The organism is Acidovorax radicis N35 (genome assembly GCF_000204195.1).
GTDB lineage: Bacteria > Pseudomonadota > Gammaproteobacteria > Burkholderiales > Burkholderiaceae_C > Acidovorax > Acidovorax radicis.
Genome location: NZ_AFBG01000018.1, coordinates 277577 through 303061 on the forward strand (window position 1 = coordinate 277577; position 25485 = coordinate 303061).

Here is a 25485-nt window from a genome sequence, read left to right on the forward strand (position 1 = left end):
TGGCCGTTAAGTCGGGGTCTGCGGAGCGATTTGCGCCAACGCTGCCTGCAACCCGGCCAGGCCCCCTACGCGCTGGTCATTGATAAAGATCTGCGGCATCTGCCGCACTGAGGGCCCGCACTTGGCATAAAAGGCCAGGCGCTCGGCCTCATCGTCGATCTTGATTTCTTCAAAAGGCAGCGAACGCGACTGCAGCAGCTTTTTGGCCGAATCGCATTGGGGGCAGGCGGATTTGGAGTAAACGGTGATTTGAAAAGTCATGGGCAGAGTTTACGGGTGGCCCATGGCAGGCGCCCGCGCCGGGCTTTCGACACAACAACGCTCGTGGTGGCAGAATACCGATTGGTTTGTTTTGTGACCAATTGGTAATTTATGCCTTTCTTTCTATCCTGCTTCCGCCGCTGCGCCTGGTTGGGGCTGGCCGTGTTTTTGCTCGCCTTGGGTGGCTGCTCGTCCACCCGCCCGCCCGAGGGCATCACGCCCGTCACCCCGTTTGATGTGGCCCGCTACCAGGGCCGCTGGTATGAAGTCGCCCGGCTCGACCATCCGTTTGAACGCGGCATGACGGATGTGAGCGCCACCTACCAGCGCCGGGGGGACGGCAGCGTGCGCGTGCTCAACCGGGGCTTTGACACCGGCAAGAATGACTGGCGCCAGGCGGAAGGCAAGGCGAAGTTCACGGGCGATGCCAACATCGCCTCGCTCAAGGTGTCGTTCTTTGGCCCGTTCTACGGCGGCTACCACGTGGCCGCGCTGGATGCGGACTACCAATGGGCGCTGGTGGTGGGGCCCGACCGCAGCTACTGCTGGATCCTGTCGCGCACCAAGCAACTGCCCCCTGGCGTACGCGAACAACTCATCGCCCGTGCACAGGCCCTGGGCATCGACACCCAGGCGCTGATCTGGGTGACGCACGAACGCACCGACCCAAAATCATGAACCTTCCTGCGCCACAAACCATTGCCGTCATTGGCGCAGGCCTGGCAGGTCTGTCGTGTGCGCAGGCGCTGCTGCAGGCAAGCCACATCGTGCATGTGTTTGACAAAAGCCGTGGCCCTTCCGGCCGCATGAGCACCCGCCGCGCTGAAGACGAGCACGGTGCCTGGCAGTGCGACCACGGCGCGCAGTATTTCACCGCCCGCGATCCCGCCTTTCGTGCGGAGGTGGCGCGCTGGCAGCGGGCTGGCGTGGCTGCAGTGTGGAATGCCCGGCTGGCCAGTTTTGACGGCAGCATATGGACCACGCCGCACACTCCGCTCAAGCGGTTTGTGGGCACACCGCGCATGACGTCGCCCGCCGCGTGGCTGGTGCAGAGCCTGGGTGACCGTGCGCTGGCACGGTGGCAAACCACCGTGCAGGGGCTGGACCGCACCGAGGGCGGCTGGACCATCACCTCCGCAGAGCATGGCCCACTCCACCAGCGTTACGACGCTGTGATGCTGGCGGTGCCCGCCCCGCAGGCCGTACCGTTGCTCGCCCCCGTAGCGCCCGCTGGCGCTGCCGTGGCCGCCAGCGCGCGCATGCGTGGCAGCTGGGCCGTGATGCTGCGCTACGCTGCCCCCGTGGCCATGCCGTGGGAGGGCGCCTTCATCAACACTGGCCCGTTGCGCTGGGTGGCGCGCGACAGTAGCAAGCCCGGCCGCACCGGCGCAGAAACCTGGCTGCTCCACGCCACCGCCGAATGGAGCGACGCCCATATCGAGGGCAACGCCGAGTCCGTCACCGCCACCTTGCTCGCCGCCTTTGCCGCCCTGGGTGGCCCCACACCCTTGGCCGTCATCGCCCAACGCTGGCGCTATGCGGACACCGAACCTGCGCTCACGCTGGGCAGTTGGTGGAACGCATCGCTGCGCCTGGGGATGTGTGGTGATTGGTTGAATGGCGGCAAGGTCGAAGGCGCCTGGCTCAGCGGGCGGGCACTGGCTGCGCAAATGTAGTCCGACTGAAACCGTTTTACCTTTCACTTCACGTTTGCCACTGCCATGCGGATGCGCAAGAAGCACGACCTGCCGCAGAAAATCTGCCAACACTGCGGCCTGCCCTTCACCTGGCGCAAGAAGTGGGAGAAGGTGTGGGACGAAGTGAAGTTCTGCTCCGAGCGCTGCCGCGGCGAAGGCAGGCGCGCGGGCCACGCAACCGGCGGCTCGAAAGGAGGGGGGACTGCATGAGCACCGTCGTTTTCTGGTTCCGCAACGACCTGCGCCTGCACGACCAGCCCGCGTTGCAAGCCGCGTTGACCGGTGGTGCCACCCACCTGCTGCCCGTGGTGTGCCAGCCCCCGGCGGATGAGGTTACGCCCTGGGGCTTTGCCCGCGTTGGCCCACACCGTCAAGCCTTTGTGGCCGCCGCGCTGCGTGACCTGGGTGCGCGCATGGCCGCGCTGGGCAACCCATTGCAGGTGTGCCACGCAGCGCCCGCCACGGCATTGCCTGCGCTGGCGCGTGCCGTGGGCGCCGCCACAGTGGTGTGCGAAGACATTGCCGCCCCCTACGAGCAGGCCGAGGTCGCAGCCCTGCGTGCTGCCGGGCTGCAGGTGCACACCGTGTGGCACAGCAGCCTGCTGCAGCCTGCCGACATGCCCTGGCCTGTGGCCGAACTGCCTGCCGTGTTCACCCCCTTTCGCCAGGCTGTGGAGCGTGCCGACATCGCGCCCCCCGCACCGTTGCCACCACCCGTATCCCTGTTGCCGCCCCCGCTGGTGTCATCCGATGTGTGGGAGGCCTTGGGCGCAATGCCCGCATGGGCAGAGCAGGGTGCCGCCGCAACCGACAACCTCGCAGGGCGCGACCCGCGCTCCTCTTTCCCCTACGGCACGCCCGCGTGTGATGGCAGCGAAACCCTCGCACTCGCCCACCTGGTGCAGTACCTGGCCCGCAAGTTGGCCCACAGTTACAAGGCCACCCGCAACGGCCTCACGGGGCTGGACTACTCCAGCAAGTTCTCACCCTGGCTGGCCACGGGCGCGCTCTCGCCCCGAAAAATTCATGCCGACCTGAAAACCTTTGAACGCGACCACGGTGCCAACGACGGCATCTACTGGCTTTGGTTTGAGCTGCTTTGGCGCGATTACTTTCGGTTGCTGCACCTGCAATACGGCATGGCGCTGTACCGCGCGCGGGGCCTCTCTGCACTGCCGGTGGCCCCTCACAACGTGCAGGGGTTCGAGCGCTGGTGCCAGGGCCGTACGGGCGAGCCGCTGGTGGACGCCGCCATGCGCGAGCTGGCTTCTACCGGGTATCTGAGCAATCGCCTGCGCCAGGTGGCTGCCAGCTATCTCATCCACGACCTGCACGGCGACTGGCGTGCAGGCGCTGCGTGGTTTGAATCACAACTGGTGGACTACGACGTGTACAGCAACCAGGGCAACTGGCTCTACATCGCCGGGCGTGGCACCGACCCGCGCGGAGGCCGCCGCTTCAACCCGATCAAGCAGGCGCAAGAGCACGATGCCGACGGCAGCTACCGCCGCATGTGGGGCACGGCATGAGCACCCCGCAACCGCGCACCCCCACGTTGCGCTTGCTGCTGGGTGACCAGCTCAACCCCGGGCATTCATGGTTTGCCACGCTGGACGAAGGCGTGGTCTATGTGTTGATGGAAGTGCGGCAAGAAACCGACTATGTGCTGCACCACGCGCAAAAGATCCTCGCCATCTTTGCAGCCATGCGCGACCTGGCCCGCCACCTGCGCGAGGCGGGGCACCGCGTGCGCTACGTGGCGATTGACGACGCGAGCAACCGCCAGTCGATGCCTGACAACCTGGCCGCCTTGATGGCCCACTACGGCGCGCACACGCTGCAATACCAGCACCCCGACGAATGGCGGCTGGATGAGCAACTTCGCACCTGGGGTGCAGAGCAAGCCTTTGCCGTGCAGGCTGTCAGCAGCGAGCACTTCTACACCACCCGCACCGAAATGGCCGAGGTGTTCAAGGGCCGTAAGCAGTGGCTCATGGAGCACTTCTACCGCCGCATGCGCCAGCGCCACAGCGTGCTGCTCGACGAGGCTGGCGAGCCCGAAGGCGGCCAATGGAACTACGACCACGACAACCGCAAGCCCTGGCCTGGCACACCCGCACTGCCGCCCGACGCCCGCCCCACGCACGACCACAGCGCCCTGTGGGTCACCATCCAGGCCGCAGGCGTGCAAAGCTTTGGCAACCCGCAGGCCCATGCGCTGCGCTGGCCGCTGAACCGGGCCGAGGCGTTGGCTTGGCTCGACCACTTCATCACCACCACGCTGCCGCACTTTGGCGCGTACGAAGACGCCATGAGCACGCAGAGTGCGCGGCTGTTTCACTCCCTGCTGTCCTTCGCGCTCAACACCAAAATGCTGCGCCCGCACGAGGTGGTGCAACGCGTCCAAGCCGCCTACCACGCAGGCGCTGCACCCCTGCCTGCGGTGGAGGGCTTCATCCGCCAGATCCTCGGCTGGCGAGAATATGTGCGCGGCATCTACTGGGCCCACATGCCCGGCTACGACGAGCGCAACGCCCTGGGCCACAGCACACCACTGCCGGAGTGGTTCTGGACGGGCGAGACCCGCATGCGCTGCATGCAGCACGCCGTGGGCCAGTCGCTGGAGCATGCGTACGCTCACCACATCCAGCGCCTCATGGTCATCGGCAACTTTGCGCTGCTGGCGGGGCTCGACCCCGCTGCCGTGCACCGCTGGTATCTGGGCGTGTACATCGACGCCTTTGAATGGGTGGAAGTGCCCAACACCGTGGGCATGAGCCAGTTTGCCGACGGCGGCCTGCTGGCCACCAAACCCTACGTGAGCAGCGCCGCCTACATCGACCGCATGAGCGACTACTGCGGTGGCTGCCACTACGACAAGAAGCTCAAGGTGGGCGAGAGTGCGTGCCCGTACAACGCGCTGTACTGGGACTTTTTTGCGCGCAACGAAGGCACGCTGGGCAGCAACTTCCGCCTGGGCATGGTGTACCGCCAGTTGCAAAAGATGCAGGGCCCGCAGCTCGATGCGCTGCGCGAGCATGCGGCCAGCCTGCGCACGCGGCTGGACGCGCTGTAGCCCTCCCTACCCATCACCCAACGCCACTCCCACTGCAGGACCGCGCCATGTCTCACGCACAGCCATCCGCAATGCCGTTCACCTCCCTGCAGTCCCTGCCACACGGCTACCGCGCCCTCGTTATTGGCTCCACCGGCGCCATTGGCAGCGCCTTTCTCGCCCACCTGCAGTCAGACCCACGCTGCGCCCTGGCCGTGGGCCTGGGCCGCCACACCCACCCGGCGGTCGATTTGGACGACGAATCCACCATCGCCGCAGCCGCCCGGCAGCTCAAGGCCCAGGGGCCGTGGCACTGCATCATCCACGCTGCGGGTGTGCTGCACGGCCCTCACGGCCAGCCTGAAAAGCGCCTCGGCCAAATGAACTACGCGCAGATGGAGGCTACCTTCCGCACCAACACCTTTGGCCCTGCGCTGGTGCTGGCCCACTTTGCGCCGCTGCTGCCCAAACAAGAGCGCGGCCTGCTCGCCGTGCTCTCCGCCAAGGTCGGCAGCATTGGCGACAACCGCCTGGGGGGCTGGTACAGCTACCGCGCCTCCAAGGCCGCGCTCAACATGCTGCTCAAAACGGCGTCGATTGAAGTGGCCCGCACCCACCCGCTGGCCGTGCTGGCAGCGCTGCACCCCGGTACGGTCAATTCAGCGCTATCGGCGCCGTTCCATGGTGCAGAGATTGGGCGGCCTGCTGAAGAGGCCGCAGCGGATTTGCTGCGCGTGCTCGATGGCCTCAGCGCCGAGGCCACCGGTGGGTTTTATGCCTACAGCGGCGAGCAACTGCCCTGGTGATTGCAGGGCTTTTGCTATTGTTTTGATACCGATCATCTTTGAAGGGCAGGCGCTAGCGGCCCATTGGGCATAAAACGGTGCCATTGGCCGCATCTCAGATCGGCGGGTAGGCCCCTGTGCCGCCCGGCCAGGCTGTCAGCACCTCATAGCCATCGGGCGTCACCGCTACCATGTGCTCCCACTGAGCAGACAGCGACCGGTCCTTGGTCACCACCGTCCACCCGTCGGCCAGCTCTTTGGTCTCGCGCTTGCCAGCGTTCAGCATGGGCTCGATGGTGAAAATCATCCCCGCCTCCAGCGTCAGCCCTTCGCCGCGCCGCCCGTAGTGCAGCACCTGCGGTTCATCGTGATAGACCTGCCCAATGCCGTGTCCGCAGTATTCACGCACCACGGTGAAATGCTCGCGCTGCGCCACCGCTGCAATGGCGTGCCCCACATCACCCAGCTTTGCCCCGGGTTTCACTTGCTGAATGCCCGCGCGCAGCGCTTCATACGTCGTCTCCACCAGGCGCCGCGCCAGCACGCTGGGCGCACCCACGCAGAACATGCGGCTGGTGTCGCCAAACCAGCCATCCTTGTTCACGGCCACGTCGATGTTGACGATGTCGCCCTTTTTCAGAACCTGGTGGGGTGAGGGGATGCCGTGGCACACCACATGGTTCACCGAGGTCAGCACCGTTTTGGGGTAGCCCAGATACCCCACGTTGGCAGGCGTGGCGCCTTGCACATTTACGATGAAATCGTGGCAGATGCTGTCCAGCGTTTCGGTGCTCACGCCCGGCACCACATGGGGCTCGATCATGTCCAGCACCTCTGCTGCCAGCTGCGCCGCCCGCCGCGCCATGACCAGTTCTTCGGCCGAGCGGATGGGGACTCCACCACTGCGCGCCATCAGTGCTTCCCTGCCGGGCGTGCGCCCGCTTTGTCCAGCTGCGCCGTCGCCGCCAGCGCCACATCCAGCCCGCCTGCCAGTTCTGCCCGCACGAGAAGTTGGCAGATTTCGCGGTGGTCCAGGTCGGGATACATCTCGGTCAGCATGCCCACCCGCATCCAGTGCTCTGCCTGGGAGTTGATGGACCGGCTGAGTGCGCCGCTGGCCACGCGCAGGTTTTCGTGCATCTGGTCTGAAATTTTGACAATTCCCATGGGTTATCTCTATATGAAACGTATGCGTATTGTATATATTTTGTATGGTCGACGTTGGGGTGGGGAATGCAGCGGGTGGCATCTCCACCGCCAAGGCCTCCAATGCAGTCGGAATGCACAGTGCTATGGTTTTTGGACGAGTGGTCGGCTCTCAACAAGCGATAGCAGCCAATTCCACCAATTTCTGCATAGTGTGTCTTTGAACTGTTGGCCGCAAAGATCCATAGCTGGTGTCGGCCAGGAACGGAAGTTGGCAAGAGGGTGCTAACGTCATATCCATGCTTGAGGACTATTTCTCCCTTCAATTGAAATTTGCCAAGTGCTACGCGGTGAAAGCAGCAGTGCCGTTCGACGTCGCCATTGACCGTTGTACCAACTTGCGACGCAGGCTGAATCTGTGGGGGGACACTGGCGCGAGTAGGTGGGATCTCTTTCTGGACAGGGTAAAAAGCGCGGTCGATGACCATGCCGAGCAAGTCGCTTTATGTGCCGAGTTCCAACGATCTCTTTCCTACGTCGAAGTCAAACGGTCGTTCGGCTGTTTCTCTTACGATCCGCCCGATGCATACGGTACCTTGCGCATCCACTTTGTTGCGCCGGATGGAATCAATTCCAGTCCGCTGGCTATTGAGAATTCCAGTGCGAGGAGGGCCGACCTGCAAGATCTGATTTCGCATGTTCAGCGCACTGAGCCCAGCGTTACAACCGTGCGCGGCGTTTCCTGGCTCTACAACCTGCAGGCATACAGGCGGCTCTTTCCAACGGCCTATAGCGCTTCAGTTCAGTCCGCACGGTTTCCTTTGCACTTGAACGGGAGTTCAACCTGGGGCCAGGTACTGAACTGGCGGCAGGAGGTGAAACCGGCTGTACGAGATCAATTGTTAGTTCGCCTCCATGAAATGGAGGTCGCAACTCCTTGGCGGGTCTTTCCGCTCCAAGCTTTGGTCGCTACAAGCCAGATCGAGGTGTTTTATGACTGGTTCACATGAAGGTTTTCGAATGCTGGGCATGGGCCCGAACCAGTCTTCCAAGTGACCTGCTTGGGTGACCGCAACCGTTGCAAGCTGCTCGCATTGTTCCTTTCTCAAATCCCAAACTTCTTCACCCGATAAGCCATCGTCGCCCGGCTGATCCCCAGCAGCCTTGCCGCCGACGCCACATTGCCTCCCGCGCTGTGCAGCGCCTGCCGCAGCAATTGTTCTTCGGCTTGATGCAGTGGCGCGACCGTTGGCGGAGCGGTGGGGGTCGGGTTCCAGCAGGATGTTGACTGTGGGGGGGCTGGGTTCTGCGGGGCAACTGCCCCCGCGGCAACTCCGCGTTGCGGCTGCCCCGCCGCATGCAGCGTGCCCGTGCTGTTCGGATTCAGGTGCAGCGACATCACGTCCGAACTGGGCTGTTCGCCCCCGGCAAACAAATGGTGCGGCTCGATCGGCTCGCCATCGGTTGCCAGGATCACCGCCCGTTCAATCAGGTTCTGCAGCTCGCGGATGTTGCCGGGGAAGGGGTAGTGAAACATCGCCTTCACCGCCGCCTGGCTAAAGCCCGGCACCTGGCGCTGGTGCTTGCGTTGGTAGTGCGCCAGAAAGTGGCTCATCAACAGGGGGATGTCATCGCGCCGGTCGCGCAGCGGGGGCAGGTGGATGGGGAACACGTTCAGGCGGTAGAACAAATCTTCGCGGAAAGTGCCTTCGCGCACGGCCTGGCGCAGGTCAACGTTGGTGGCGGCGACCAGGCGCACGTCCACGCGCACGGTGCGGGTCCCGCCCACACGCTCTATCTCGCCCTCTTGCAAAGCACGCAGCAGCTTGCCCTGGGCCACCAGGCTGAGCGTGCCGATTTCGTCGAGGAAAAGGGTGCCGCCGTGCGCCCGCTCAAAGCGCCCGGGGCGCGATGTGCCTGCGCCGGTGTAGGCGCCGCGCTCCACGCCAAACAGTTCGGATTCGACCAGCGTCTCGGGAATGGCTGCGCAGTTGATGGCCACAAAGGGCTGGTCTTTGCGCGGGCTGATGCGGTGCAGCATGCTGGCGAACATTTCTTTGCCCACGCCCGATTCGCCGGTGAAGAGCACCGTGGCGGCGGTGGGCGCCACGCGCTGCAGCATGTGGCAGGCGGCGTTGAAGGCGGAGGAGGCGCCCACCATGGTGGCCTGGGCCGTGGGCTCGGCGGCGGTGCCTGCAGGGGGCGCTGAGGCTTTGCCCGGTGGCATGCCCAGGTAGGTGGTGCGCGCCTTGCCCTGCGCCCCTTCTGGCATCGAGGGGGGCAGCGATGCGGGCGGGGTGCCCACAAAGTCCTGGGCGTTCAGGTAGAACAAATCCTGCTCGGGGTCTTCCCACAAATGGGCCGACTTGCCGATCACGCGGCAGTGCGCGGCGCCGGACGAGCGGCAGTCCACCTCGCGGAACACGATCATGTGGCCGAACAAGGTGCTCACGTACCCTGTGGCGTATCCCACCTGCATCCAGCACGCGGGCGATCCGCCCACGCCATAGGCGGCAATGTGCTCGTCGTCCTCGCTGGAGTTGTGCCACAGGAATTCGCCTTCGTAGGCGCCCCTGTCCGCGTCGTAGCGGGCGTGCACCACTTCCACCTGCACCACGCCCTCCAGCGCGTGCAGGCGGGTGCCTGCAATGGCCGCCGCCGTGGGCTCGGCATTCGGCCATTGCTGGCGCACCAGGCGGGCGTCGCGCGCGCCGCTCACATAGCCCGCACGGGTGAGCAGGCCGCGTGCCTTGTCCAGGCCGATGCTGTCGATCAGCTCCCGCCGCAGCGAGCCCAGGGCCTCGGAGTGCAGCAGGATCATGCGCTGGTCCTGCAGCCAGATGCGCCCATCGCCGGGGGAGAAGAACAGGCACTCGCTGATGTCGGCCACCGTGGGGTGGGTGTGCTGGCTCACGCCGACGGTGTCGAACCCGCCCAGGGCAGAGGGCTCGGTCGTGGCGAGCAAACCCCCGGCCTGGCCGGTGGCGGTGCGGCGATTCAGATCGGCCAGGGAGACACGGCGTCGGGACATGGACTTCTCCGGCAGTCATCAAAAATCGATCAAAAAGTGATCATTTGAGCAATTGGCAAGTAGCCATTTGTTTATGAATGGTAACTATTTGGTGGGAAAAAGTCGCCTGTGCCAGCCGTCTTTCAGCCTAGGGAAAGTCCGTAGCGTCCCCTCTCAAAAAAGCCCCGTTGAGCGTGTTCAACGGCGTTGGGGCGCGTGGGGCTGGTACGCCCGTTGCAATTTGAGGTCACACCGCCGCGGCAATGCGGTGGGTTTTGATTTCAACCAAGGAGCAATGCAATGGGTGTTTCAGAAAAACCAGGCCTGCTGGACAACCGCCTGTGGGCGGGCAAGGCCTTCGATGGCGCGTGGTCTACCGCGCTGAGCACGGCGCGTGACGCGGTCGAGCCCGCCACGGGCCAGGTGTTGAGCCGCGTGGGCATTGCCAGTGCGGCCGACATGCAGGACGCCATTGGCCGGGCGCAGCAAGCACAGGCCGCGTGGGCGGCCACGGGGCCGCGCGAGCGTGCGGCGGTGTTCCACCGTGCGGCCAGTATTTTTGAGCAGCACTTTGACGAGCTGGCCATGGCGGTGGCCCGCGAAACCGGCGGCATCGTGCCCAAGGGCCAGCACGAGGTGCGCGAGGCCATCACGCTGTGCCACCTGGCCGCGGCCCTGCCCATGCAGGCCCAGGGCCAGGTGCTGCCCAGCACGCCCGGCCGCCTGTCGATTGCGCGGCGCGTGCCGCACGGGGTAGTGGGTGTGATCTCGCCGTTCAACTTCCCGCTCATCCTGGGCTTGCGCTCGGTGGCCCCGGCGCTGGCGCTGGGCAACGCGGTGGTGCTCAAGCCCGACACGCGCACGCCAGTGAGTGGCGGCTTCATCATGGCCCGCGTGTTTGAAGAGGCGGGCCTGCCCAAGGGCCTGCTGCAGGTGGTGCCTGGCGATGCCGAAGCGGGCGAGGCGCTGGTGGTGGACGAGCGCGTGCCCATGATCGCCTTCACAGGCTCGCCCACGGTGGGCCGCCGCATTGGCGCGCTGGCGGGGCAGCACCTGAAGAAGGTGTCGCTGGAGCTGGGCGGGGCCAACAACCTCGTCATTCTGGAAGACGCCGACCTGGACGCAGCAGCCAGCGCCGCCGCGTTTGGCGCGTGGTTCCACCAGGGGCAGATCTGCATGGCATCGAACCGCATCCTGGTGCACGAGTCGATTGCTGAAGCCATCCTGCAACGCATGGTGGGCAAGGCCACGCACCTGCCCGTGGGCGACGGTGCCAGTGGCCAGGTCGCCATGGGGCCGATGATCGACGCCAAGCAACTGCAGCGCTTCGACAAGCTCATCAAGGACAGCGTGGCCCAGGGCGCCAAGCTCGAAGCGGGTGGCACCTACGAGGGCCTTTGCTACAAGCCCACGGTGCTCTCGGGTGTCAAGCCCGGCGTCCGTTCGTTCGACGAAGAGCCCTTTGGCCCGGTGGCCAACCTCGTCACCTTCCGCACCGACGACGAGGCCGTCCAACTGGCCAACACCAGCCAGGGCGGCCTGGCTGCCGCCGTCATCAGCCCCAGCGTGGGCCGCGCCATGGCCATCGGCCAGCGGCTGCGCGCAGGCATGGTCCACATCAATGACCAGACGGTGAACGACGAGTGCACCAACCCCTTTGGCGGCCCCGGTGTGGGTGGCAACGGGGGCAGCGTGGGTGGGCCTGCGGACATTGATGAATACACGCAGTGGCAGTGGATCACGGTCAAAGACGCGCTGCCCGCATTCCCGTTCTGAAGTCGCAAGCCCTCGGCGCGGCTTGGCCGCGCCGAGGGCTTGTGCCCCCACCACAAAAATCAGGAGACAAATTTCATGACCCTTCACAACAAAACCATCGTCGTCACCGGCTGCTGCTCGGGCATCGGCGCAGACTTTGCCAAGCTCGCCCGCCAGCAGGGCGCCCGCGTGATCGGTGTGGACCGCAATGCGCCCACACTCACGCTTGACGGCTTTGTGCAGGTGGACCTGGGCGACCCGGCCGCCATCGACGCTGCCGTGGCGCAACTGCCCGCCAAGATTGACGCGCTGGCCAACATTGCCGGCGTGCCGGGCACATCGCCCGCCGAGCTGGTGGGCCGCGTCAACTACCTGGGCCTGCGGCACTTCACACACCGTGTGCTGGAACGTATGGGCGAGGGCGGCTCCATCGTCAATATCTCTTCCATCCTGGGGGCCGAGTGGCCTCAGCGCCTGGAGCCACACCGCGCTCTGGGCGCCACCACCAGCTTTGAAGAGGGCGCGAAGTGGCTGGCCGCCCACCCCGTGGCGCAAGACACCTGCTACCAGTATTTCAAAGAAGCGCTGATCGTGTGGACCTACACCCAGTCGCAAAAAATCTTCATGGAGCGCGGCGTGCGCATGAACTGCGTGGCCCCAGGCCCCGTGTTCACGCCCATCCTGGGCGACTTTGTACAGATGCTGGGCCAGGAGCGGGTGGAGAAAGACGCGCACCGTATGAAGCGCCCGGCCTTCAGCGATGAAGTGGCGCCTGTGATTGCGTTCCTGTGCAGCGACGCGGCACGCTGGGTGAGCGGCATCAACCTGCCCGTGGATGGCGGGCTGGCTTCCACCTATATCTGAGCGAAGGGGCCACACATGTCCGCACAACAGCTCCAGGCCATCTTGCAGATGGCCGCGCAAAACCCACCGCCAGCCCAGCCCACTCCCGCGCAGCTGCGTGCGTGGTTTGATGCCAGCAACTCGCAGATGCCCCTCGCCCAGGGGCTTCCCATCCAGACGCTGCGCATCCCCAACGGGGCGGGCGGCACCATGGCTGCGGAGTTGCTGAGCACGCCGCAGGCTGACCCGCGCAGGCTCATCATTTATTACCACGCAGGCGGGTTTGTGTTTGGCTCGCTGGCCTCGCACCGGGCGCTGTGCTCGTACCTGGCGCAGTTCAGTGGCGCGCAGGTGCTCAACGTGGACTACCGCCTGGCGCCGGAACACCCCGCGCCCGCAGCACACGACGATGCGCTGGCCGCCTACCAGTGGGCGCTGGCCAACGGCTACGCTGCGTCGGCCATTGCGCTGATGGGCGACTCGGCGGGCGGCAACCTGGCCTTGTCTACGGCTGTGCGTGCCCGCAACCAGGGGCTGCCCCTGCCTGCGGCCATCGTGGCCTTGTCGCCCGCGCTGGACCTGGCGTCCGAAGGCGAGTCCCACCACACGGTGGATGACCCGTTCATCACGCGCGAGCTGATGGGCTTTTTCAACGCCATGTATGTGCCGGGTGGCGATGTGCGTTCGCCCACGGTCACGCCGTTCTACAGCACCGACCTGCAGGGGCTGCCGCCCGTGCAATTGCAGGTGGGCGGCTGGGAGCGCCTGCGCGACGACGCCGTGACCATGGCCGCACGCCTGAAGGCAGCGGGTGTGGAGGCGGAATGCACCGTGTGGGAGGGCATGGTGCATTGCTGGCAGCTGTTTGCGCCCGTGCTGGATGAGGCATTGGCTTCGCTGGAGCAGGCGGGCCGGTTCATTGCCGCGCGCCAGCGCATTGCCGCCGCGTAGCGCAGCGCCCCTCGGTAGCACAAGGACTGAAACCATGATGAAACGACCCACCGGCGCAGGCCGGGGCGCGAGCCTGCGCGGCGCAAGGAGCGCGCTGCTGTGGTGGCGCCCCAGTGCCCTGCTGTTGCCGCTGTGCATGTGCATGTGCCTGTGTCTGTGGCTGCTGCTTTGGCCCGCCGCCCACGCGCAGCAAGGCGCACAGCGGCCCATCAAGGTGGGTGCGGTCAGTGCCCTGAGCGGCCCCCATGCATTCCCGGAGTCCTCGCAGGCTGCCAAGGCCTACATCGACGCCGTGAATGCCGCCGGCGGCATTGGGGGCCGCCGCATCGAATACATCTCGCTCGACGAAGGGGGCTCGCCCGCCAGTGCCATGGCAGCGGCGACGAGGCTCATCAACGACACCGAGGTAGTGGCGCTGGCGGGCAGTTCCGGCCTGCTCGACTGCGCGGCCAATGCACCTCGCTACGAAGCGGCGCGGTTGATGTCGCTGCAAGGGGCCTCGGTCTCGCCCGCATGCTTCCGATCGTCGCATGTGGTGCCCCTCAACAACGGACCCTACGTGGGGCTGGCCAGCGCCGTGCTGTTTGCCCATCGCACGCTGCGCAGCCGAAAACTGTGTGCCCTGGCGCTCGATCTGCCAGGCATGGCCGAGGGCTACCAGCAGGCGCTGGAGCGCCTGGGCACAGCGAAAGCCATGGAGGTGCCGCAGCTGCAGCTGGCGGGGCCAGAGCAGGACCCTGCGCCGCTGCTTCGGGATGTGAAGGGGCAGGGCTGCGACACCGTGATCTTCACGGGGCATGAGGCCGCGGTGCTCCGCTGGAGCGAGGCCGCTCACGCGCTCGGGGCGGGCGGCATGACCTGGATCTATCTCACCCCGGCCTACACCGACCGTGTGGCCCGCGCGCTCGCTCCGCGGGATGGCGCCGTGTATGTGATGGCCGAGTTCGAGCCCTGGAAGAGCCGGTCCTTGCCCGCGCAGGACTGGCGCCGCCTGATGCAGGACGCTCGCCTCCCCTTGAGTTCGCTGTCGCAAGGCGGCTACGTGGCGGCCCAGATGCTGGTGCGCGCCCTGCGCCAGGTCGAGGGCCCCATCACCCGCGAGACCGTGACCCGCGCCCTGCAGCAGATGCCGCCCACCAGCCATCCCTTGCTGGGGATGCCATTCGAGATCGGCCAACGCCACGCCCATAACCCCAACCGTGCGGCCCTGCCGCTCAAGCTGCAGCAAGGCAATTGGTACATCGCCACCCCCGCCTGGATCGAGGTACCCGAGTTGCTGGCGCCCTGAGGCCGTGCCGCAGCGATTTGTGAACAGACCGATTTCCCGTGAGACCCGAAGCGTGCATTTCAAAAAACCAACCTGAATGAGGAGACAACATGACAACGCACTACAAAAAACCTTTCCGCCTGGCAGTGCTGGCCCTGGCCGGCGCGCTATGCACAGCGGCCTTCGCTACCGAGGGTGGAGGCTCCACCTATCCGCTGGGCACCGAGAATTTCATGGCGGGCGCTGCGCCGCCGCCCGGCCTGTATGTGCTGGAGTACCTCAACTACTACACCACCAGCCGCGTGAACGACGGCCAGGGCAACGCCGTGCCCATCCCCGGCTTCAAGGTGCGCGCCGCCGCCGCTGCCACGCGCCTGATCTGGATCACCCCCCAGGAGGCGCTGGGCGGCCTGGTAGCCGCGCACGCCATCCTGCCTGTGGTGGACCTGTCGGTGCGTGCCGGTGGTGCAAACGATTCGCGCACCGGACTGGGCGATGTGACGGTTGGGGGCTCGGTGGCCTGGCACCACTCGCCGCAGCTGCACAGCGTGGTCGGGCTTGACGCCGTGCTGCCCACCGGCGGGTATGACCGCACGCGCCAGGCCAATATTGGCCGCAACTACCTGTCGCTGCAGCCCCTGGGCGTGTTGACCTGGATGGACCCGAGCGGCTTCAACGGCGACGTGAAGGCCACGCTGAATTTCAACCGCACCAACAGCGACACCAACTACCGCTCTGGCCGCGAATTCATCGTGGACTACGCCGCGGGCTGGGGCCTGGGCAATGGCTGGGTGGTGGGGGTGGGGGGCTATGTGTACCGGCAGTGGAGCGACGACAAGGTGGGCGGCGTGGCGCTGGCGGGCTCGCGTGGCCGCAGCCAGTCCATTGGCCCGTCGGTGCGCTACGCCAACGGCAAGGGCTGGCTCATCACCGCCAAGGTCGAGAAGGAGTTCGGTGTGCGCAACCGCGCGCAGGGCTCGCAGTTCTGGCTCAAGACCACCATCCCTTTCTGAACCCTGCAACTGAATTGATCACTGGAGACATTCCCCATGACAACCAACACCCCTGAATCCACCGTGGCCGCCTTAGAGGTCGAACAGGCTACGTCCCCCACCATCTCGCGCCGTGGGTTGATCACCGCCGCGGGCGCCGGTAGCCTTGCGCTGAGCGCCGGCCCGCTGTGGGCCCAGGCTGCAAGCGCAGCGCCCGTGCTCAAGGTGGGCTTCATCAGCCCCCGCACCGGCCCGCTGGGCGCGCTGGGCGAGACCGACACCTTCATCCTGGCCCAGGTGCGCAAAACGCTGGCGGCAGGCCTGACCATCGGCGGCGTGAAGTACGCGGTGGAGATCCTGGACCGCGACACGCAGTCCGACCCGGCCCGCGCCAGCCAGTTGGCCAAGGCGCTGATCAACAGCGACAAGATCGACCTCATGCTCACTACCACCACACCCGAAACGGTGAACCCGGTGTCGGATGCGTGCGAGGCGGCGGGCGTACCCTGCCTGTCCACCGTGATGCCGTGGGAGGCCTGGTACTTTGGCCGCGGCGCCAAGCCCGGTGCGCCATCGCCCTTCAAGTGGACGTACCACTTCTCGTTTGGCGGTGGCAGCTTCACCACGTCGTACACGTCGCAGTTTTCTGCGCTGCCCACCAACAAGAAGATTGGCGTGCTGTACCCCAACGATGCCGACGGCAACGCGATTCGCGCCACACTGGCGCCCGAGCTGGCCAAGGCGGGCTTCACCGTGGTGGACGCCGGGCCGTATGAGAACGGCACCACCGACTACTCTGCACAGATCGCCAAGTTCAAGGCCGAGCGCTGCGAGATCTTCAACACCTTCCCCATTCCGCCAGACTTCGCCACCTTCTGGCGGCAGGCGGCCCAGCAGGGCTACACGCGCATGGTGAAGATTGCGCAGATCGCCAAGACGGGCTTGGTGCCGTCACAGGTGGAGGCCTTGGGCCCGCTGGCGCTGAACCTGGGCGCCGGGTGCTTCTGGCACAAGACCTTTCCGTATGCGTCGGCGCTGACCGGCCTGACGGGCGTGCAGCTGGCAGATGCCTACGAGGCCAGCACCGGCAAGCAATGGACACAGATGCTGGGCTCCACCATGTCGCTGTTCGATGCAGGCACCGAGGCGCTGAAAGCCAGCACCAACCCGCGCGATAAGGCAGTGCTGGCCAAGGCCATCAGCACCCTCAAGGCCACCACCATGCAAGGCCCGGTGGACTTTGCCAAGGGGCCCGTGCCCAACGTGTCGGTGACGCCCGTGGTGGGGGCCCAGTGGGTCAAGCCTGCGGCGGGCAGCAAGTTCAAGCTCGACATCGTGGTCACCGAGAACGCCACGGATCGCAACATCCCCGTGGCGGCGGCGCTCAAGTCCTACAGCTGATTGTCCATGCCACATTCACCTCCATATCCGCAATCCCCGCCAGCGGGCGGGCCGCAGCATCTGCTGCAGGCCCAGGGCATCGACATGCGCTTTGGTGCCTTGAAGGTGCTGGACCAGCTCGATTTTTTGGTAGGCACCGACGAGGCCGTCGGCATCGTCGGGCCTAACGGTGCGGGCAAGACCACGCTGCTGAACGTGCTGGCCGGAGCGTTTGCGCCGAGCCAGGGCACCGTCTGGTTCCAGGGGGTGGATGTGAGCGCCCGCAGTGCGGCAGACCGCTGCCGCGCGGGCATTGCGCGCACCCATCAGGTGCCTCGACCGTTTCTGGGCATGACGGTGTTTGAAAACGTGCTCACCGGCGCCACGCATGGCGCGGGCCTGCATGCCCGCGACGCGGGTGACCGGGCCATGGAGTGCCTGCGCCTGTGTGGCATGGAGGCGCTGGCCAATCGCCGTGCAGAGACGCTGGGCTTGCTCGGCCGCAAGCGGCTGGAGCTGGTGCGCGCGCTGGCCACCGGCCCCAAGGTGCTGCTGCTCGACGAGATCGGTGGGGGTCTGACCGATGCCGAGGCCAGCGAGCTGGTAGCCATGGTGCGCACCATCCAGGCCCGCGGCATTGCCATCGTCTGGATCGAGCACCTGGTGCACGTGCTGCTGCAGGTCGCCACGCGCCTGGTGTGCATGGACGGCGGACGGATCATTGCCAACGGTGATCCGCAAACCGTGTTGAACGATGCCACCGTGGTCGAGGCCTATCTGGGCGGGGTGGCGGCATGAGCGCGTTGTTGAGTATTGACAACCTGAACGCCCACCACGGGCAGCTGCCTGCCGTGCGCAATGTGTCGCTGCAGGTGCGCCAGGGCGACATCCTGGCCCTGGTGGGGGCCAATGGTGCGGGCAAGACCACGCTGCTGCGCACGCTGGCCGGTGCACACCGCGCCAGCAGCGGCACCGTGCGGTGGGACGGGGTGGACATCACCCGTATGCCTGCCCAGGAGCGTGTGGCCGAAGGCCTGGCCCTGGTGCCCGAGGGGCGACGCCTGTTTGCAGGCATGACGGTGCGCGAGAACCTGCTCGTGGCGCGTGCAGCGGGTAGACGGGGGCAGTGGAGTTTTGACACCGTGCTGGACGCCTTCCCGCAGCTTGCGCCCAAGCTGAACGCCCGCGCGGGCGAGCTCTCGGGCGGGCAGCAGCAGGCCGTGGCCATTGGCCGCGCGCTCATGACCAACCCGCGCGTGCTGCTGCTCGACGAGGTCTCGCTGGGCTTGTCGCCCGTGGCTGTGCAGGGCGTGTACGAGGCGCTGCAGGGCGTGATGGGGCAGGGCACCACGCTGGTATTGGTAGAGCAGGACCTGCAGCGCGTGCAGGCCGTGGCCAGCCGCATTGCCTGCATGCTCGAAGGCAGCGTGGTGGCCGACGCGCCTGCCGACCAACTCACCCGTGCGCAGATCACAGCGTTTTACTTTGGCGCGCAGCGGCTCGAAGCTGCGCCCGTCAGCCACACCACGGGCAGTGCCGACGGCGAAGCTGCCAACCACGCGAGCCACGTCAACCCCGCCCACAAGGAGGCCGCATGAACCTTCTCAATCAGATCGTCCAGGGCCTATTGCTCGGCGGCTACTACGCGTTGCTGGCCTGCGGGCTGTCGTTCATGTTCGGGGTGATGCGCATCATCAACCTGGCCCACGGCAGCCTGACCGTGGTGGCCGCTTACCTGCTGTGGGTGCTGGCCGAGCCGATGGGCTGGCACCCGCTGCTGGCCCTGCTGGCGGTGGTGCCTGCCATGGCGCTGCTGGGCTGGCTGCTGCACAAGCTGGTGCTGGAGCGCAGCGCGCGCCTGGGCGCCCTGGTGCCGCTGCTGGCCACGTTTGGCTTGGCGAGCGTGATCGACAACGTGTTGTTCCAGCACTTCGGTGCCGACACGCGTTCGCTGGCCACCTCCATCGGCACGCTGGCGTACGACAGCTGGGAGCTGCCTGGCGGCCTGTATGTGGGGCAGCTGCCCACCCTGGTGCTGGTGCTGGCCGTGCTGTTGCTGGGCGGTCTGCATGCCATGCTGGCGCACACGGCGCTGGGGCGGCAGATCCGCGCAGCGTCGGAGGATGCCGACACCGCGCGCCTGGTGGGCGTGCGCACCGGCACGGTGTTTGCGGCAGCCTCGGCCATCACCATGGTCACCGTCACGCTGGCCGGGGCATCGCTGGCCCTGCGGGCCACGTTCGATCCGTTCTCGGGCCCGCAGCAGCTGATCTTTGCGTTTGAGGCCGTGATCATCGGCGGCGCGGGATCGCTGTGGGGCACCTTGCTGGGCGGCGTGGTGCTGGGCGTGGCGCAGAACCTGGGGGCGCAGGTGCATCCCCAGGGTTTTCTGATCGCAGGGCACGCCACCTTTCTTGTCATCCTGCTGGCCCGGCTCTACGCGAGCGGTGCGCTGCGCAGGTTCTTCTCTTCCCGCCGCAGGGCCGTGCCATGACTGTTCCAACGATCTCTGTTCCCTCCGCACCCACGGGCCCATCACCATGGGTCATCCAGCGCTGGACGCGCGCGTCCATCGCCTTCGCCAGCGCCACCGTGCTGCTGCTGGCCGTGCTTTGCCTGGGGCCGCTGTGGCTGCAGGCGGGCACGGTGGACCGGCTCACTACGTTGTTCATCTACGTGATCCTGGCCGTGATGTGGAACGCTTTGGCGGGCTACGCCGGACTGGTGTCGATTGGTCACCAGGCGTTCTTTGGCCTCGGGGCCTACGCCATGGTGCGGCTGGCCGATGCGGGCCTGGGCCCGTACCCGGCGCTGCTGGTGGGCGCTGTGCTGGTGGCCTTGGTGGCGGTGCCGCTGGCGGCCTTCATGCTGCGCCTGCAGGGCGGCGAATTTGCGATCGGCATGTGGGTGGTAGCGGCGCTTGCGCACCTGTGTGTGAACCTGGACAGCCTGGTGCAGGGCGAGACGGGCACCTCGATGATTGCGCTGCAGCAATACGCGGCCGACGACCGGCGTGCGTATACCTACTGGGCCGCGCTGGCCGCCATGGCCGGGCTGTGCTGGGTGGTCTTCCTGCTCTTGCGCAGCAAGGTGGGCACGGCCGCCCAGGCCATTCGCGACAACGAGACGGCGGCCATTTCGCTCGGTGTGCGCGTGGTCGCCATCAAGCGGCTGGTGTTTGTGCTATCGGCGTTTGGCTGCGCGCTGGCCGGTGGGCTGTGGCTGGCCACGTCGATCAGCTTTCAGCCCAAGACCTATTTCAGCGTGCAGTGGACGGCCTACATGATCTTCATGGTGTTGGTGGGGGGGATAGGCACCATGGAAGGCCCCATCCTCGGCGCGCTGCTTTTCTTTGCGGTAGAGACCCTGTGGGGCGGGCAGGGCGTGCTCTACCTTATCGGCCTGGGCGCCATTGCCATGCTGTTCGCGCTCTTCCTGCCCAAGGGCATCTGGGGCGCGGTGCAGCAGCGCTGGGACGTGCACCTGCTGTCGGCGGGCTACCGGGTGCGGGCACTCAGGCCGCGCAACCCTGAGGGAGGAATCAATTTGCTATGAATTGGATAGCTATAGGTGAATGCAGGTAAGCGCTGGGTGCCAAATTGATCCAAAAAATACCCGCGTACGCCGCCCAACCTGGTGGGGGCAGCGTGCGCGGGCAGGGGTGGGGAGTCACTGGCCCCAGAACGCGTCTTCCTGCGCCGGATCGCTGGAGAACAGGCGGACTTCAACGATCTTTCCATCGGCGATACGCAGCAGGTCCACGCCCGCCTGCTGGAGCGTGAGGCCGTCGCGCTCGCCTGCAAACTCGATGCTCACGGCCACCCAGTCGCCGTTGGCCATGTAATGGTCGGCCCGGGTGATCGCAAACGTCCCTTGCGACACGGCCATCATCTGGCCCAGCATCTGGCCCACGGCGGCCATGCCACGGTGCGTTCCCGAGAACTGGTTGTTGCCCGGCTGGTGCCAGACCACGTCGGGTGAGATAACGCGGCCGAGGGTGGCCTGGTCGCCGGTTTGTGCGGCTTGGATGTAGGTCTTGGCGATTTCAATGGCGTGCATGTGGATTCCTTGGTGAATTTAGGGCAACGCCCAGTGGGCGCTGTGAGGTCATTGTTGGACAATAAGAGCCCCTGCGGGCGGTGAAAACCGGGCGATTTACTGTCACTTCAGGACAAATCTCTGCATCCCGCCGTTGCTGACCCATGACCCCACGCCACCACAAACCCGCCGCAGCCCGCCACCCTGACATCCAGCACCTGAGCTACCAGCCCGAGGGGCTGTACCCGCTCGACCTGGAGATATTCCGGGTATCGGACCTGCGGCAACGGGTGGGCGGCGAGGCGCTGGCGTCAACCTACCGCTACGCCTTTCCAACCCTGATCTTTGTGACGCAGGGAACCTGCCTCCACCTGGTGGACTTCGAGCACGTGCGCTGCGGCCCGGGCTCGGTGCTGGTCCTGCGGCCCGGCAAAGCCCACAGCTTTGGAGACACCCAGGACTGGGACGGGTGGATGGTGCTGTTCCGCCCCGAATTTCTGTGGGCAGCGGCCCCCGCCGCGCAGGCGCAGACCCCGATCGACGGGCTGGACGGCCTGCCGACCGCGTGGGTGCTGGGCAGCGACAGCGCGCCGGTGGTTGCCCACGTCATTGCGCAGATGCACAAGGACACGCAGACCCACGCCGCATCGCTGCATGCCCATGCCTTGTTGCGCTATCAGCTCTATGCCTTGCTGACGCGGCTGCGCATGGCGCATGAGCAGCAGTCCGCGCAGCCCGCACCGCCGGGGCGCGCGCTGCAGAGGTTCAAGGCGTTTGAATTGCTGGTGGAGAAGCACTTTGCCGCCTGGCACCAACTGCCCCGGTATGCGCAGCAGCTGGGCTGCTCCGAGAAAAGCCTGGTGCGCGCATCGCTGGAAGCAGCCGGTGTCACACCCAAGGCCTTCATCTCCGCCCGCGTCGTTCTGGAGGCCAAGCGCCTGCTGGCCCACACCACCTGGCCGGTGGCGCGCATTGCCGAGAGCCTGGGCTACAGCGACCTGGCGAACTTCGCCAAGTTCTTCAAGCGCGAGGCCGGGTGCACCCCAACCGAATTTCGCAGCAGGCAGGCGGCCCACCACACCCACCAAGCGGGGGAGGCTGGGCGTCCGGCCCCGGCACGCGCAGCCTGATCGGCGCAGCCGCGGCGCATTGACCGCCGCGCGTTGTCGGCCGCGGTTCACGGCTTCGAGCACGTTGCGGTCCCGCACATCGCGCCGCCACGGCCGATGTGCCTTGTGCTGCGCCAACACCTGTCATGCCGCACCGCAGAAGGCGGCCTGGCAGCGCCTGGCCGCCTACCCAGGTTGTTGCGACCGTGCGATGGCGGCGATGACCTGCTCCAGCGCAGTCGTACCTGCCCGCTGCGCAGCGCCGGCATCGCTCTTGATATCGATGTGCGAGCTATTGAGGCCCACCGTCATTTCCGTGAAGCCCGCCAGCGCAGCCTTTGAGAAATGAGCGCCCGCCAGCGCCAGCGGCCAATCCGCTGGCGACAGCACCGCCACGTCCACAGGCTTGTGGATCGTGGCCGACACCACGGCGGCTACATCGTGCGGGCTGTAGTCTTGGGGCCCGGTCAGCGTCACCGCGCGGGTCTGCGTCCATTCTTCCTGCAGCAAGGCAGCGGCAGCCCTGCCGACATCCAGCGTGGCCACCATCGGAATTCGCCGTTGCGGTGGTGCCAAAAACGTGGGCAAAGTGCCGCTGCGCACCGCTTGGTGAACCAACGGCGTCCAGTTCTCCATGAAGTAGGCCGCACGCAGAAAGATGGTGGGCACGCCCGCGTCGCCCACCCGCTGCTCGAACACGCGGTTCATCCCGATCCACCCGATCTTGCAGTCACGGTCTGCGCCCACCGAGGACAGGGCCACCAGTCTGGGCACGCCCGCTGCGACGGCCGCTTTGGCTACCGCGTCGGCCATCCAAGCAGCCTGCTCGAACAAATCTTCGCGGCCATATTGCTGGGGGCAGACGACGTAGGCGCCCCGCACGTTGCGAAGTGCGCGCGTCATGGATGCCACATCGGTCAGGTCGGCCACGGCCACCTCTGCGCCGCGGTCGGCCCACGGTTGGCTTTGGGCCGGGTTGCGCACCACCACGCGCACCCGTTGGCCGTCCTGCAACAGCGCGTCGGCGGCGGCTGCGCCGGTGCGGCCTGTCACGCCAAACACGGCGTAAGGCAGTGAGGAAAAAGTCATGCAAAAACTCCTATTCAAGATGAACAGGAATGGTGGATGATGGCCCGCAATGCATCAATGACATGGAAGGCATACCGAGAATGCACCAAGTGGATTTGTCGATGGTCGACCTCAACCTGCTCAAGCTTTTTGAAGCACTCGTGCGGGACCGAAGCGTGACCCTGGCGGGCCTGCGCCTAGGCTTGAGCCAACCGGCGGCCAGCCGGGCACTGGGGCGCCTGCGCCGCATGCTGAACGACCAGCTGGTGGTGCGCGGCAAGCTCGGTTTGGACCTGACGCCGCGCGGCGAAGCCCTGGCAGGCCCGGTGAGCAAGCTGCTGGACGATGCACGCGGCATCGTGTCCCCCGCAGTCTTCGACCCCGCCGCGGCCACAGGCCGCATCACCATCGCCGCGCACGACCACCTGAGCGTCGTGGTGCTGGCTGGCCTGGTGTCGCGCCTCGAGCGACAAGCGCCCGCGTTGAGCCTGCACATCGCGCAGCCGGCCGGCGACAACGTGCGGCTGATCGAACAAGGCGCCGCAGACCTGGCGCTGGGCATTTTTGAGGCGTTGCCTGGCAGCCTGCATCGGCGGGGGCTCTACACCGACAGCTTGGTGTGCGTGGTGCGGGCCGGGCACCCTGCGGCCCAGGGTGCCTTCGGGCTGGACCGCTATGTGGCTTTGCGCCACGTTGCGGTGACGATTTCTGGCGTGGGGGAGAGCGCTGTGGATGTTGCTCTGTCGGCCCAGGGTCTTACCCGCCATGTCGCACTGCGGGTGCCGCACTTTCTGGCGGCTGCCATGCTGGTTGCAGACAGCGACATGGTCCTGACCTTGCCCAGTCGGTTCGCGCGTTTGATGGCAAAGAGGCTTTCTCTCGCGCTGCTGGACCTGCCGCTGCCAGTGGCACCGTTGTCACCGGCCATGATCTGGCACGAGCGCTTTCACGGGGACCCAGCGAATGCCTGGGTGAGGCAGCAGCTTGTGGATATCGCTGTGTCGTTGGATGTAGAGACTTAGGCGCCATGCGGTCGTTGCACCGTGCGCGGGTCTTTTTCCCCGCCGAAGTACTTCTGCAGCACCGCGTCGAAGACGCTGCCGGGCGCCGATGCTTCAGCAAACAGCGTCATGCTGGAGCGCAGCTTGAGGTCGTCTGGCGTGCCCAACACATCCAGCGCAGAAGACGCCTCCAACCCCAGCAGGATCTGGCAGCACTCGCGCAGGCGGCCTGCCAGCACCGGGTGCGCCAGATACGCCCGCGCCTCTGCCAGCGATTGAATGGCGTAGCGCTGCGCCATGTCGCTGTGCCCCAGCCCTTTGATCTGCGGAAACACAAACCACATCCAGTGCGTGCGCTTTTTGCCCGCCCGCAGCTCGGAAATCACGCGGGGCCAAACGGGCTCCTGGGCTTGCAGAAAGCGGTCGAGGTCAAGGAAGAGGGGCATTCCGGGAGCTTGGTGATGGACTGGCTGATGATGTCCAGTGCAGTGTCAGGCCGAGCGGGTGGCAGCGGTCAAATCTGGATGCATTTGAGTCAAGGATGAACCACACCAGGGGCAATGTCGAATGACAGTCTTGCTCGGTTCGACCCACCAACACGGCAGACTCTCTGGGCCGGCCAAGCCAAAACGGATTGCAAGGCCTGCATCGGCACCCTGAACGGCGTGAAACATCTCAGTGCAACAGTACGCTTGAGACATCCTTATCCATTCGTACCGTTCTGGCTCCAGCTCCGATTTTCTCCACTCAAGGCAGGCACTGCATTGCGAAATATGCTCAATCGCTGCATTCAGCTTCGTGTCCCCAAACAGGCTCGAATCGACGTCAAGGCAATCGTCCAATGCGAGACTTAGGGCCGTTCGATCGCCTTGATTTGCGTTCCAAAAAGTCTTGATTGCAGATCGAGAAGCAGCACAAGCATGCGCTGCTTGGATTGCACCCGAAGGCTCAGTGCCCATCAGCTGTTTGTCCTTGCTGGAAGTCATAGGGGTGGCCTGAAGTTTGAATTCACCGGCATGTACGGCTTTGGCCTCGCTGGGGCGCCGGCGAAATTGTGCCGCAGAGGGGTTTCGACAAAATTGGTGGGGGCGGGACCGGCAACGCAACTGGAACCGCGACGAAATCGC

27 protein-coding genes are annotated in these 25485 nt (G+C 65.8%); 19 read left to right on the plus strand and 8 right to left on the minus strand.

The genetic code is table 11. The features are described 5' to 3' along the window. Positions 1–6 precede the first annotated feature (6 nt). Positions 7–261, minus strand: a complete 255-nt coding sequence (locus ARADN35_RS0106890) for a glutaredoxin domain-containing protein (protein ID WP_010460465.1) — start codon at positions 259–261, stop codon at positions 7–9. A gap of 111 nt (positions 262–372) precedes the next feature. Between ARADN35_RS0106890 and ARADN35_RS0106895 the strand changes: the two genes are divergently transcribed. From ARADN35_RS0106895 to ARADN35_RS0106920, 6 genes are read left to right on the plus strand one after another with little or no spacing between them, the layout of a single operon-like run. After that, positions 373–939, plus strand: coding sequence for a lipocalin family protein (locus ARADN35_RS0106895; RefSeq protein ID WP_010460466.1), 567 nt, complete (start codon positions 373–375; stop codon positions 937–939). Then, on the plus strand, positions 936–1937 hold the full coding sequence (locus ARADN35_RS0106900; protein WP_010460467.1) for an NAD(P)/FAD-dependent oxidoreductase: 1002 nt from the start codon (positions 936–938) through the stop codon (positions 1935–1937). The genes ARADN35_RS0106895 and ARADN35_RS0106900 overlap by 4 nt, the downstream gene beginning before the upstream one ends. 45 nt (positions 1938–1982) lie before the next feature. After that, positions 1983–2168, plus strand: a complete 186-nt coding sequence (locus ARADN35_RS0106905; protein ID WP_029413611.1) for a DUF2256 domain-containing protein — start codon at positions 1983–1985, stop codon at positions 2166–2168. Beyond that, positions 2165–3487 carry a DASH family cryptochrome gene (locus ARADN35_RS0106910; RefSeq protein WP_010460470.1) on the plus strand — a complete coding sequence of 441 codons (1323 nt, stop codon included), beginning with the start codon at positions 2165–2167 and terminating at the stop codon, positions 3485–3487. Before ARADN35_RS0106905 ends, ARADN35_RS0106910 begins: the two co-directional genes overlap by 4 nt. Beyond that, on the plus strand, positions 3484–5034 hold the full coding sequence (locus ARADN35_RS0106915) for a cryptochrome/photolyase family protein (protein WP_010460472.1): 1551 nt from the start codon (positions 3484–3486) through the stop codon (positions 5032–5034). The genes ARADN35_RS0106910 and ARADN35_RS0106915 overlap by 4 nt, the downstream gene beginning before the upstream one ends. Before the next feature lie 47 nt (positions 5035–5081). Then, complete coding sequence (locus ARADN35_RS0106920) at positions 5082–5819, plus strand: SDR family NAD(P)-dependent oxidoreductase (RefSeq protein WP_198928048.1); 738 nt, start codon at positions 5082–5084, stop codon at positions 5817–5819. Positions 5820–5913: 94 nt separating this feature from the next. Here ARADN35_RS0106920 and map read toward each other — a convergent pair whose 3' ends face one another. Together map and ARADN35_RS0106930 are read right to left on the minus strand one after the other, a co-directional pair. Continuing rightward, on the minus strand, positions 5914–6711 hold the full coding sequence (gene map, locus ARADN35_RS0106925; protein WP_010460476.1) for a type I methionyl aminopeptidase: 798 nt from the start codon (positions 6709–6711) through the stop codon (positions 5914–5916). After that, positions 6711–6965: a ParD-like family protein gene (locus ARADN35_RS0106930; RefSeq protein ID WP_010460477.1), complete on the minus strand. Its 255-nt coding sequence runs from the start codon at positions 6963–6965 to the stop codon at positions 6711–6713. The genes map and ARADN35_RS0106930 overlap by 1 nt, the downstream gene beginning before the upstream one ends. Positions 6966–7243: 278 nt before the next feature. Between ARADN35_RS0106930 and ARADN35_RS0106935 the strand changes: the two genes are divergently transcribed. Next, positions 7244–7954, plus strand: a complete 711-nt coding sequence (locus ARADN35_RS0106935; protein WP_010460480.1) for a hypothetical protein — start codon at positions 7244–7246, stop codon at positions 7952–7954. A gap of 95 nt (positions 7955–8049) precedes the next feature. Here the strand turns inward: ARADN35_RS0106935 and ARADN35_RS0106940 are convergent, their stop codons facing one another. Beyond that, positions 8050–9975 carry a sigma-54-dependent Fis family transcriptional regulator gene (locus tag ARADN35_RS0106940; protein WP_010460482.1) on the minus strand — a complete coding sequence of 642 codons (1926 nt, stop codon included), beginning with the start codon at positions 9973–9975 and terminating at the stop codon, positions 8050–8052. A gap of 279 nt (positions 9976–10254) precedes the next feature. On the opposite strand from ARADN35_RS0106940, the gene ARADN35_RS0106945 reads away from it, so the two are divergent. From ARADN35_RS0106945 to ARADN35_RS0106990, 10 genes are all read left to right on the plus strand, one after another. Then, positions 10255–11730 carry a benzaldehyde dehydrogenase gene (locus ARADN35_RS0106945; protein ID WP_010460483.1) on the plus strand — a complete coding sequence of 492 codons (1476 nt, stop codon included), beginning with the start codon at positions 10255–10257 and terminating at the stop codon, positions 11728–11730. A 75-nt stretch (positions 11731–11805) separates the two neighbouring features. Then, positions 11806–12573: a coniferyl-alcohol dehydrogenase gene (locus ARADN35_RS0106950; RefSeq protein ID WP_010460485.1), complete on the plus strand. Its 768-nt coding sequence runs from the start codon at positions 11806–11808 to the stop codon at positions 12571–12573. A gap of 15 nt (positions 12574–12588) precedes the next feature. Then, entirely contained in the window at positions 12589–13503 is a 915-nt protein-coding gene (locus ARADN35_RS0106955; RefSeq protein WP_010460487.1) for an alpha/beta hydrolase, read from the plus strand. Positions 13504–13537: 34 nt separating this feature from the next. Beyond that, positions 13538–14791 carry an ABC transporter substrate-binding protein gene (locus tag ARADN35_RS0106960; RefSeq protein ID WP_010460490.1) on the plus strand — a complete coding sequence of 418 codons (1254 nt, stop codon included), beginning with the start codon at positions 13538–13540 and terminating at the stop codon, positions 14789–14791. A gap of 89 nt (positions 14792–14880) precedes the next feature. After that, complete coding sequence (locus ARADN35_RS0106965; RefSeq protein ID WP_010460492.1) at positions 14881–15783, plus strand: SphA family protein; 903 nt, start codon at positions 14881–14883, stop codon at positions 15781–15783. Positions 15784–15819: 36 nt separating this feature from the next. Beyond that, positions 15820–17163 (plus strand): ABC transporter substrate-binding protein, encoded by a 1344-nt coding sequence (locus tag ARADN35_RS0106970; protein ID WP_010460494.1) that lies wholly within the window; start codon positions 15820–15822, stop codon positions 17161–17163. Between the two features lie 6 nt (positions 17164–17169). After that, positions 17170–17940 carry an ABC transporter ATP-binding protein gene (locus tag ARADN35_RS0106975; protein WP_100199433.1) on the plus strand — a complete coding sequence of 257 codons (771 nt, stop codon included), beginning with the start codon at positions 17170–17172 and terminating at the stop codon, positions 17938–17940. Then, positions 17937–18740 carry an ABC transporter ATP-binding protein gene (locus tag ARADN35_RS26005; RefSeq protein ID WP_035197255.1) on the plus strand — a complete coding sequence of 268 codons (804 nt, stop codon included), beginning with the start codon at positions 17937–17939 and terminating at the stop codon, positions 18738–18740. Before ARADN35_RS0106975 ends, ARADN35_RS26005 begins: the two co-directional genes overlap by 4 nt. After that, positions 18737–19636 carry a branched-chain amino acid ABC transporter permease gene (locus tag ARADN35_RS0106985; protein WP_010460501.1) on the plus strand — a complete coding sequence of 300 codons (900 nt, stop codon included), beginning with the start codon at positions 18737–18739 and terminating at the stop codon, positions 19634–19636. The genes ARADN35_RS26005 and ARADN35_RS0106985 overlap by 4 nt, the downstream gene beginning before the upstream one ends. Further along, entirely contained in the window at positions 19633–20697 is a 1065-nt protein-coding gene (locus ARADN35_RS0106990) for a branched-chain amino acid ABC transporter permease (protein WP_010460503.1), read from the plus strand. Before ARADN35_RS0106985 ends, ARADN35_RS0106990 begins: the two co-directional genes overlap by 4 nt. Before the next feature lie 114 nt (positions 20698–20811). Here ARADN35_RS0106990 and ARADN35_RS0106995 read toward each other — a convergent pair whose 3' ends face one another. Next, positions 20812–21201, minus strand: a complete 390-nt coding sequence (locus tag ARADN35_RS0106995; protein WP_010460505.1) for a nuclear transport factor 2 family protein — start codon at positions 21199–21201, stop codon at positions 20812–20814. A 143-nt stretch (positions 21202–21344) separates the two neighbouring features. Here ARADN35_RS0106995 and ARADN35_RS26010 point away from each other — a divergent pair, with 143 nt between their 5' ends. Further along, the gene (locus tag ARADN35_RS26010; protein ID WP_010460507.1) at positions 21345–22310 is read left to right on the plus strand and encodes a helix-turn-helix transcriptional regulator; all 966 of its coding nucleotides are present in this window, start codon (positions 21345–21347) and stop codon (positions 22308–22310) included. A 165-nt stretch (positions 22311–22475) separates the two neighbouring features. Here the strand turns inward: ARADN35_RS26010 and ARADN35_RS0107005 are convergent, their stop codons facing one another. Next, the gene (locus ARADN35_RS0107005; protein WP_010460509.1) at positions 22476–23378 is read right to left on the minus strand and encodes an NmrA family NAD(P)-binding protein; all 903 of its coding nucleotides are present in this window, start codon (positions 23376–23378) and stop codon (positions 22476–22478) included. Positions 23379–23458: 80 nt separating this feature from the next. Here ARADN35_RS0107005 and ARADN35_RS0107010 point away from each other — a divergent pair, with 80 nt between their 5' ends. Beyond that, positions 23459–24379: a LysR family transcriptional regulator gene (locus ARADN35_RS0107010; protein ID WP_010460511.1), complete on the plus strand. Its 921-nt coding sequence runs from the start codon at positions 23459–23461 to the stop codon at positions 24377–24379. On the opposite strand, the gene ARADN35_RS0107015 is transcribed toward ARADN35_RS0107010, so the two are convergent. Both ARADN35_RS0107015 and ARADN35_RS28375 read right to left on the minus strand, forming a co-directional pair. Then, the gene (locus tag ARADN35_RS0107015) at positions 24376–24804 is read right to left on the minus strand and encodes a DUF1810 domain-containing protein (protein WP_010460513.1); all 429 of its coding nucleotides are present in this window, start codon (positions 24802–24804) and stop codon (positions 24376–24378) included. The two genes, ARADN35_RS0107010 and ARADN35_RS0107015, sit on opposite strands and share 4 nt — an antisense overlap. Positions 24805–24849: 45 nt before the next feature. Continuing rightward, positions 24850–25344: a hypothetical protein gene (locus ARADN35_RS28375; protein WP_139019177.1), complete on the minus strand. Its 495-nt coding sequence runs from the start codon at positions 25342–25344 to the stop codon at positions 24850–24852. Between the last annotated feature and the right edge of the window lie 141 nt (positions 25345–25485).

Excerpts from the sequence above, each read along its gene's own strand:
- ARADN35_RS0107005 (WP_010460509.1), bottom strand. The coding sequence starts at position 23,378 with ATGACTTTTTCCTCACTGCCTTACGCCGTGTTTGGCGTGACAGGCCGC.
- ARADN35_RS0106905 (WP_029413611.1), top strand. The coding sequence starts at position 1,983 with ATGCGGATGCGCAAGAAGCACGACCTGCCGCAGAAAATCTGCCAACAC.
- ARADN35_RS0106965 (WP_010460492.1), top strand. The coding sequence starts at position 14,881 with ATGACAACGCACTACAAAAAACCTTTCCGCCTGGCAGTGCTGGCCCTG.
- ARADN35_RS0106975 (WP_100199433.1), top strand. The coding sequence starts at position 17,170 with ATGCCACATTCACCTCCATATCCGCAATCCCCGCCAGCGGGCGGGCCG.
- ARADN35_RS0106895 (WP_010460466.1), top strand. The coding sequence starts at position 373 with ATGCCTTTCTTTCTATCCTGCTTCCGCCGCTGCGCCTGGTTGGGGCTG.
- ARADN35_RS26005 (WP_035197255.1), top strand. The coding sequence starts at position 17,937 with ATGAGCGCGTTGTTGAGTATTGACAACCTGAACGCCCACCACGGGCAG.
- map (WP_010460476.1), bottom strand. The coding sequence starts at position 6,711 with ATGGCGCGCAGTGGTGGAGTCCCCATCCGCTCGGCCGAAGAACTGGTC.
- ARADN35_RS0106950 (WP_010460485.1), top strand. The coding sequence starts at position 11,806 with ATGACCCTTCACAACAAAACCATCGTCGTCACCGGCTGCTGCTCGGGC.
- ARADN35_RS0106960 (WP_010460490.1), top strand. The coding sequence starts at position 13,538 with ATGATGAAACGACCCACCGGCGCAGGCCGGGGCGCGAGCCTGCGCGGC.
- ARADN35_RS0106945 (WP_010460483.1), top strand. The coding sequence starts at position 10,255 with ATGGGTGTTTCAGAAAAACCAGGCCTGCTGGACAACCGCCTGTGGGCG.
- ARADN35_RS0106995 (WP_010460505.1), bottom strand. The coding sequence starts at position 21,201 with ATGCACGCCATTGAAATCGCCAAGACCTACATCCAAGCCGCACAAACC.
- ARADN35_RS0107015 (WP_010460513.1), bottom strand. The coding sequence starts at position 24,804 with ATGCCCCTCTTCCTTGACCTCGACCGCTTTCTGCAAGCCCAGGAGCCC.
- ARADN35_RS0106930 (WP_010460477.1), bottom strand. The coding sequence starts at position 6,965 with ATGGGAATTGTCAAAATTTCAGACCAGATGCACGAAAACCTGCGCGTG.
- ARADN35_RS0106920 (WP_198928048.1), top strand. The coding sequence starts at position 5,082 with ATGTCTCACGCACAGCCATCCGCAATGCCGTTCACCTCCCTGCAGTCC.
- ARADN35_RS28375 (WP_139019177.1), bottom strand. The coding sequence starts at position 25,344 with ATGACTTCCAGCAAGGACAAACAGCTGATGGGCACTGAGCCTTCGGGT.
- ARADN35_RS0106940 (WP_010460482.1), bottom strand. The coding sequence starts at position 9,975 with ATGTCCCGACGCCGTGTCTCCCTGGCCGATCTGAATCGCCGCACCGCC.
- ARADN35_RS0106890 (WP_010460465.1), bottom strand. The coding sequence starts at position 261 with ATGACTTTTCAAATCACCGTTTACTCCAAATCCGCCTGCCCCCAATGC.
- ARADN35_RS0106990 (WP_010460503.1), top strand. The coding sequence starts at position 19,633 with ATGACTGTTCCAACGATCTCTGTTCCCTCCGCACCCACGGGCCCATCA.
- ARADN35_RS0106955 (WP_010460487.1), top strand. The coding sequence starts at position 12,589 with ATGTCCGCACAACAGCTCCAGGCCATCTTGCAGATGGCCGCGCAAAAC.
- ARADN35_RS0106900 (WP_010460467.1), top strand. The coding sequence starts at position 936 with ATGAACCTTCCTGCGCCACAAACCATTGCCGTCATTGGCGCAGGCCTG.
- ARADN35_RS0106910 (WP_010460470.1), top strand. The coding sequence starts at position 2,165 with ATGAGCACCGTCGTTTTCTGGTTCCGCAACGACCTGCGCCTGCACGAC.
- ARADN35_RS0106935 (WP_010460480.1), top strand. The coding sequence starts at position 7,244 with ATGCTTGAGGACTATTTCTCCCTTCAATTGAAATTTGCCAAGTGCTAC.
- ARADN35_RS26010 (WP_010460507.1), top strand. The coding sequence starts at position 21,345 with ATGACCCCACGCCACCACAAACCCGCCGCAGCCCGCCACCCTGACATC.
- ARADN35_RS0106970 (WP_010460494.1), top strand. The coding sequence starts at position 15,820 with ATGACAACCAACACCCCTGAATCCACCGTGGCCGCCTTAGAGGTCGAA.
- ARADN35_RS0107010 (WP_010460511.1), top strand. The coding sequence starts at position 23,459 with ATGCACCAAGTGGATTTGTCGATGGTCGACCTCAACCTGCTCAAGCTT.
- ARADN35_RS0106915 (WP_010460472.1), top strand. The coding sequence starts at position 3,484 with ATGAGCACCCCGCAACCGCGCACCCCCACGTTGCGCTTGCTGCTGGGT.
- ARADN35_RS0106985 (WP_010460501.1), top strand. The coding sequence starts at position 18,737 with ATGAACCTTCTCAATCAGATCGTCCAGGGCCTATTGCTCGGCGGCTAC.